Source organism: Microcoleus sp. Pol8_D6 (assembly GCF_036700965.1).
Lineage (GTDB): Bacteria > Cyanobacteriota > Cyanobacteriia > Cyanobacteriales > Microcoleaceae > Microcoleus.
In genome coordinates this window covers 50,284-56,923 of sequence record NZ_JAUBPW010000045.1, presented here as the reverse complement: position 1 = coordinate 56,923, position 6,640 = coordinate 50,284, and the positions used below count along the sequence as shown (strand labels likewise).

General features: G+C 42.8%; 6 protein-coding genes. 4 read left to right on the top strand and 2 right to left on the bottom strand.

Annotation, left to right across the window (positions count from 1 at the left end):
- Positions 1-32: 32 nt before the first annotated feature.
- Together QUA10_RS18445 and QUA10_RS18440 are read right to left on the bottom strand one after the other, a co-directional pair.
- Positions 33-221, bottom strand: coding sequence for a hypothetical protein (locus QUA10_RS18445; RefSeq protein WP_333083932.1), 189 nt, complete (start codon positions 219-221; stop codon positions 33-35).
- A 309-nt stretch (positions 222-530) separates the two neighbouring features.
- Positions 531-902 carry a helix-turn-helix transcriptional regulator gene (locus QUA10_RS18440; RefSeq protein WP_333083931.1) on the bottom strand — a complete coding sequence of 124 codons (372 nt, stop codon included), beginning with the start codon at positions 900-902 and terminating at the stop codon, positions 531-533.
- 433 nt (positions 903-1,335) lie between these two features.
- Between QUA10_RS18440 and QUA10_RS18435 the strand changes: the two genes are divergently transcribed.
- The 4 genes from QUA10_RS18435 to QUA10_RS18420 all read left to right on the top strand — a co-directional run bounded on the left by QUA10_RS18435 (position 1,336) and on the right by QUA10_RS18420 (position 6,419).
- Positions 1,336-3,033, top strand: a complete 1,698-nt coding sequence (locus QUA10_RS18435) for an aromatic amino acid ammonia-lyase (protein ID WP_333086334.1) — start codon at positions 1,336-1,338, stop codon at positions 3,031-3,033.
- A gap of 230 nt (positions 3,034-3,263) precedes the next feature.
- Positions 3,264-3,596 (top strand): hypothetical protein, encoded by a 333-nt coding sequence (locus QUA10_RS18430; protein WP_333083929.1) that lies wholly within the window; start codon positions 3,264-3,266, stop codon positions 3,594-3,596.
- A gap of 7 nt (positions 3,597-3,603) precedes the next feature.
- Positions 3,604-5,166 (top strand): long-chain fatty acid--CoA ligase, encoded by a 1,563-nt coding sequence (locus QUA10_RS18425; protein ID WP_333083928.1) that lies wholly within the window; start codon positions 3,604-3,606, stop codon positions 5,164-5,166.
- Positions 5,167-5,297: 131 nt separating this feature from the next.
- Positions 5,298-6,419: a 3-oxoacyl-[acyl-carrier-protein] synthase III C-terminal domain-containing protein gene (locus QUA10_RS18420; RefSeq protein ID WP_333083927.1), complete on the top strand. Its 1,122-nt coding sequence runs from the start codon at positions 5,298-5,300 to the stop codon at positions 6,417-6,419.
- The last annotated feature ends 221 nt before the right edge of the window (positions 6,420-6,640 follow it).

Sequence of the window (6,640 nt, the reverse complement as noted above, 5' to 3'; positions counted from 1 at the left end):
CAAAACACCTTCAAACAGGTAGGTGACGGTTGCTAAGTTGATGTGCGGATGCGGTCTGACATCCACGCCCCGGCCGGTGGAAACACCGCAGGGCCCAGATGGTCAAAAAAGATGAACGGGCCTACCAGTGCTAGAACGTCTGAGGGAAGCAAGCGGCGCGCTTGGAATCCACCCAAATCTTGAATGTGCGGCTCGATGAGATGCTGAATGCTATCCGTCATGATGTTGATGAAGTTTATAGCGGTTCTCAGATAAATCAGGTATACAGAAACCCTGTATTGTCAAGCTTTCCAGGTCAAAATTCGTACCTCACCTTTTTGAAAAAGGCTATATCTCCTTTTAAAGTTGTCTTAATGGAGACTGTCCGCTCTTTTCTAATTTTTGATGTTTCACAGAATTTTACTGATTTTTAGAGGCGATAAAAAAGTTAGTGAAATCAGCGTAATCTCTCTTAATCCTGTTCAGCAATAGTTTCAGAAATGGGGCAATAGTTGTGGAATTATTGCCTGTACAAACGAGCCGTTAAATTATTAGCCAATTAGCTCAAAACCCTTAGCAGGAGAGGAAACACTATTCTTAATCCGCGCCGCCACCACCATCAGTAGCAAGGCCAAACTGTCGTCAGAGAGTCCATCAACCAATATCTGCATATCTAACAAAGACTCTAGGTGCTTTGGCACTGACATCTGGCTGCTGTTGCCAAATCCCTCTCCACCCGTCAGCCGATTACAGAAGTAAACGCGGGCTCCCGGCTTAATCTCGTCCATTGCCTCGATTAATTTCCACAGCACCTCCGTAGAGATGCCTGTCTTGTCCCGCCGAAACTCAGAAATATGATTCTCGCTAACGCCTGAAAACTTGGATAACTGTTTTCCAGATATCCCGTAGCGTTCAATAGTCATCCTAAAAATTTCGGAAATCATTGTAACGTTTTGTGACAAAAATCTATGATTAGCCTTGAGCGGTGGTATTGTCCTGAAGTTATCGGTCAATAGCCCCAGTAACAGCTTAACAGCTTTAATAACTCAATCAATTATAACTCTGCCCGCATAATGTAGTGTCGGCGCAGTTTTATTTTGCCCTGAGCACAATAGACGCCAACCGAATTTAAGCTTCCAGCCTTAACGCAATAAGGCTTGTAGACTCCTCATCGGTGATGTCTAATGGCTGCGGCTTGTTTTACGAAACGAAAGGCAATATTTGAATACGAATGGCAGAGTATGGTATCTATCATATTTCTCTGTCATTTAATTCAAAGTAACATCCCGATTTCGAGTGTGCTGTGACTAGAGTCACATTTGAGTGGCATCTATCTATAAATTTAGGATCTAAGAAGTGTCAAGAAACTTAACAGAGCCGATTTCTCTACAATTACCCAAATGGCCGGAGCCTAATTTGAGTAACGTAACTGTGGGGAACCGACGGCTGAGTGTAGAAGAAGTTGCCAGGGTTGCCCGTTGTGGAACCAGAGTTCGGTTAAATGATGAAAGCGATGTTGCGGAACGAGTGCAAGCATCCTGCGACTACATTGCGAATGCTGTCGAGTCGGGAAAGCCGATTTACGGAGTCACAACTGGCTTTGGTGGGATGGCCAATACAGCGATCGCACCTGAAGAAGCCGCGAGTTTACAAAACAATTTGATTTGGTTTCTCAAAGCTGGTGCAGGGCCAAAGCTGCCCACAGCTTGCGTCCGCGCCGCCATGCTCTTGCGAATTAACTCCCACCTCCAGGGCGCTTCAGGAATTCGGCTGGAGTTAATTGAGCGGATGATCGCATTTCTAAACGCAGGAGTCACGCCTCACGTTTGTGAATTGGGCTCCATCGGCGCTTCCGGCGATTTAGTTCCCCTAGCGCACATCACGGGCGCATTAATAGGTCTAGATGACTGTTTCACTGTTGATTTTAACGGCAGAGAAATGTCAGCAATTCAAGCGCTAGAAATATTAGATTTACCAAGAATTGATTTGCGCCCCAAAGAAGGGCTGGCAATGACCAATGGTACGTCTGTAATGACCGGCATTGCTGCCAACTGCGTCCGGGATTCGCAAGTAATACTTGCCTTGGCAATGGGTACTCATGCCTTGACAATCCAAGGATTAGGCGGAACAAATCAATCGTTCCACCCCTTCATTCACAAGCTCAAGCCTCATTTTGGTCAAGTGTGGGCGGCTTCCCAAATGGTCGAACTCCTCGCAGGTTCCTGCTTGAATCGAGATGAGTTAGATGGTTCCCACGAGTCTCGCGGCCATCATCCGATACAAGACCGTTATTCGCTGCGTTGTTTGCCTCAGTACATGGGGCCGATTGTGGATGGAATCGCAGAAATTTCCCAGCAGATTGAAGTGGAAATTAACTCTGTTACTGACAACCCCTTAATCGATACTGAGAATCAAGCTAGCTATCACGGCGGCAATTTTCTGGGACAGTATGTTGGTGTGGGAATGGATCGTTTGCGCTATCTTTTAGGGCTGCTGGCTAAGCATTTGGATGTACAAATTGCGTTGTTAGCTGCACCTGAATTTAATAATGGTTTGTCGCCTTCTCTGGTTGGCAACACTAGCCGTAAGGTCAACATGGGATTAAAAGGTCTGCAAATAGTGGGAAATTCCATTATGCCGCTGTTGACTTTTTACGGAAACTCAATTGCTGACCGCTTTCCCACTCACGCCGAACAATTCAATCAGAATATCAATAGCCAAGGATTCGCTTCAGCTAATTTAGCTCGTCGCTCAATTGAATTGTTCCAGCAGTATATGGCAATTTCCCTAATGTTTGCCGTCCAAGCTGTTGATTTGCGAACCCATCAAGTCGCCGGTCACTATGACGCGCGCGAGTGTTTGTCGCCACTTAGCTTACCGCTATATGAGGCTGTGCGCAAAGTTGTGGGACAGCCACCTAATGTTGACAAGTCTTACATCTGGAACGACAACGAGCAATCTTTAGATTTGCACATTGCCATGATTGCTGCTGACATTGCACAGGAAGGACGAATTGTGCAAGCTGTGAATCAGATTTTATCAAGTTTGAAGTAGGAAGAGGAAGGAAAAGGGGAAAAATTGTTGTCAAAAATTTACATTATTTTCTTTCCTTTTCCCCCTCTCATGTCCTAGGTAAAACAGGTCATTTGTAGCTAAGAATAGTCTGCAAAACGTTGGAAAAATGAGTTGAAAATTTCACTCGTTAAGAGCTGCTTGTCTGTTACGCAAGCAGTCAAATTTTGCGGTTGCAAAGGATTGTTAAATATTACTAGAAAGGCACAACAATGGTTACTCACAATATTTCAGTTAACATCTCTGAAACTGCTTTTCAGCGAGATATTTACCCCAGTAAAAAAGCAGAAAGATTGTCAAGTCAGCAACATTTTTTGACTGATGCTGTTCGCCAATGCGTCAAAGTATATCAACTTGAACCGAGGGATTGGCAACAATTTTCTCAGACAATCCATCCGAGTTGCGTGGGGGATATTTCCTCCGAAAAAAAAGAGCGAGCAAAAGCTTTAGGTCGTGGTTTCCGATTTGTCTTAATGACGGTGCACCAGTGCATCCAAATCTTGAACACGAAACCTATTGTTTGGCGGCAATTTTACCGAGAATAAAATAGAGATGAACATTGCAGAGCATATCGAGAGAGGGTGTAGATTTTTCCCTCAGAAAACTGCCTTAATTTTTGAAGGTAAATCTTTTACTTACAAGCAGCTAAATCAATTAGCAAACTGCGCTGCGAATGGTTTGCAAGGATTGGGGATTAAACGGGGAGATTGCGTCGCTCTCTTCCTGCCTAATATTCCCGAATTTGTCATCTCTTATCTGGGCATCTTAAAGATCGGGGCTGTAGCAGTTTCTATCAATGCAATGCTCAAAAGCGATGAAGTTCGGTTTATTCTCAATGACTGTGCGGCTAAGATAGTAATTGCGACAGAATCATTGCGAATGCAAGTGCCTGATGATGATTTAGCTTACCTTCAATACATTTTGATTGCTGAAGATAGAGTTATTAAACCCCCGATTGTGGTTGGTAGCCATTCTTCTCATATTTCTGGGAGCAAGCTGAGTTTAAGCTGTAAAGAAATCAGTTTGTTACAACTGATAGCAAATGCTTCCACTGAAGCTAAAGCTATTGAAATGGAACCTACAGAACCCGCTGCAATTATCTATACATCGGGGACGACGGGTTTTCCTAAAGGCGCTGTGCTTTCTCATGGGAATGTGACTTCAAATATGCACTCTGTCAAGCACTGCTGCGGTATGAGGGCTGAGGATCGGTTACTTTTGTATTTACCTTTGTTTCACTGTTTCGGTCAGAATTTTATTCTGAATGCGGGATTGAATGCTTGTGCGACTATTATTTTGCAGCGCAGGTTTTATCCGACCGAAGTGTTGCAAGTAACGGCTGCAGAGCAGATTACAATGTTTTTTGGAGTCCCGACCGCCTTTGCCAAGCTGTTAGAAATGTCACCGGATGAATGCAACTTTAACTCAGTACGCTATTATTTTAGTGCTGCTGCCAGAATGCCCTTGGAAGTTGTAGAGCAGTGGCAAGAACAGTATGGTCTGGTGATCCATGAAGGGTACGGTTTGACGGAAACTTCGCCTTTTTCTTGTTACAACCATTACTTGAAATATAAGCCGGGCTCAATTGGAATGCCCATTGATAATGTGGAAATGAAGGTGGTGAATAGTGAGGGTTCAGAAGTTGATGTCGGCGAAGTTGGCGAGATTATTATTCGCGGGCCTAATGTGATGTCGAGCTATTGGAACCGTCCCGCTGAAACGGCCCAAGTTATGTCAAATGGTTGGTTTCATACTGGAGATTTGGGCCGCATGGATGAAGAGGGCTATTTCTACATTGTTGACCGCTTAAAAGACATGATTAATGTTTCTGGATTTAAGGTTTATCCGAGTGAATTAGAGCGGGTAATTTCTCAACATCCAGCGGTGGCGGAAGTGGCTATTTATGGTGTTCCTGACAGAGTGAAAGGTGAGAGGATTTTGGCTAATATTGTCCTTAACAATGGGCAAGTTGTCGCGCCAGAGGATGTGATTTCTTTCTGCTCTAAGCAGATAGCTGCTTATAAGGTTCCTCACCTTGTCCGGTTTGTTGATTCGCTGCCAAAGAATGCGACGGGGAAAGTTTTGAGGCGGGTTTTGCGCGAGGCGCATAGTTAAGTTGCTCATTGTTAAGAGATAATTCTTAGCTAATGAGCATTAAATTTGCCAGCTCTAGGAGTTAGAGCCTAGAGCTGGCAAATGTCCAAATTTCCATGTTCTTTATTTCTGTTCAAAGGAGTCTTGTCAAGATGAACCAAGCTGTAGGAATCCGCGCAATAGCAGTTAATTTTCCCGAGCGCGTACGTACTAATGATTACTGGAAAAAGAATTATCCAGAGTTCTTAGCTGAGCTTGAGCAAAAAAATCAAAAAGTGCGACTGTTTGATAATGATTTTCAAGAAAATCTCAATTGGGTACAGGCAGTAAAACCTTACCGAGAAGATATATTCAGGGGAGCGTTAGAAAGAAGAGTTTTGGCTGAAGGCGAAACTTCTATTTCTCTTGAATGTGGAGCTATTCAAAAGGTATTGCAAGCCAAAAAATTAGAAATTAACGATGTTGACTTGCTAATTTCTTGTGCTATGTTTTCCGAACAATTAGTGATTGGCAACGCTACTTTTATTTCACAAAAATTAGGTTTTCGAGGTGCGGCTTGGAATTTGAACGCCACATGTGGAGGCGCTCTATTAGCCTTAGACAATGCTGTTGCGTTAATCAGAGATAAAAGATTTAAAAGGGTATTAGTCTCCTTATCCTGCAATTATTCCCAGCACATAGAATATACTAATTCTTTTTCATTCACGCTTGGAGATGGCTCCGCCGCTTTCATTGTTGAGAAACTAGAAGAAGGACAAGGTTTACTCAATTCCTATTCCACAAACACTCATGATACCTGTGGAATAGTTTATTCCAGATTTACAGTGGATAAAATCGGCAATCCAAGAATATTCATTACAGTGAATAAAGAGACAGTGAAATACGCCACTTCTTTATTCATTAAATATTTCCAGCAATGCTGCCAAAAAGTTTTGTCTAAATCTGGAATGAAAGTGGAGGATATAGACTACTTCATTTTTTACCCGCCAGCAGCAGGTTATGTCGATTTTTGTGCTTTAGAACTAAATATACCTAAAGAAAAAACTATCGACATTTTTCCCACGTATGCTAATATTTCCGTAGTTTCAGCTATAGCTGCTTTATATCATGCAGCGGCCTTGAAAAAAATCAGAAAAGACGATTTAGTGATGATTTATTCGCACGGTTTTTCTGGCAGTTCCGCTGCCAGTATTATCCGATGGGGCGATGTAGCTCTAGGGTCTGCTCCAACCCCCTCAGAAAAATTAATAGCCACACTTGTAGGCGCACGATAATAGATTAGGGAGCTGCGCTAGTCTGGTTGTGTTCGGATAAAGCTTCGACTTTTTATCCGCTAACTATATTTTGTCAAAACTTAAGATTTAATTAATTAAACCTTAAGTTTTTGTTTTAGATCGAAAGTAATCTTCGAGACAAAGGTAAAATATCAAAAACTGATAACATGATATATCAACTCAGGGTTCATCAATATCATGCTCTTTCAGTACCATACCCC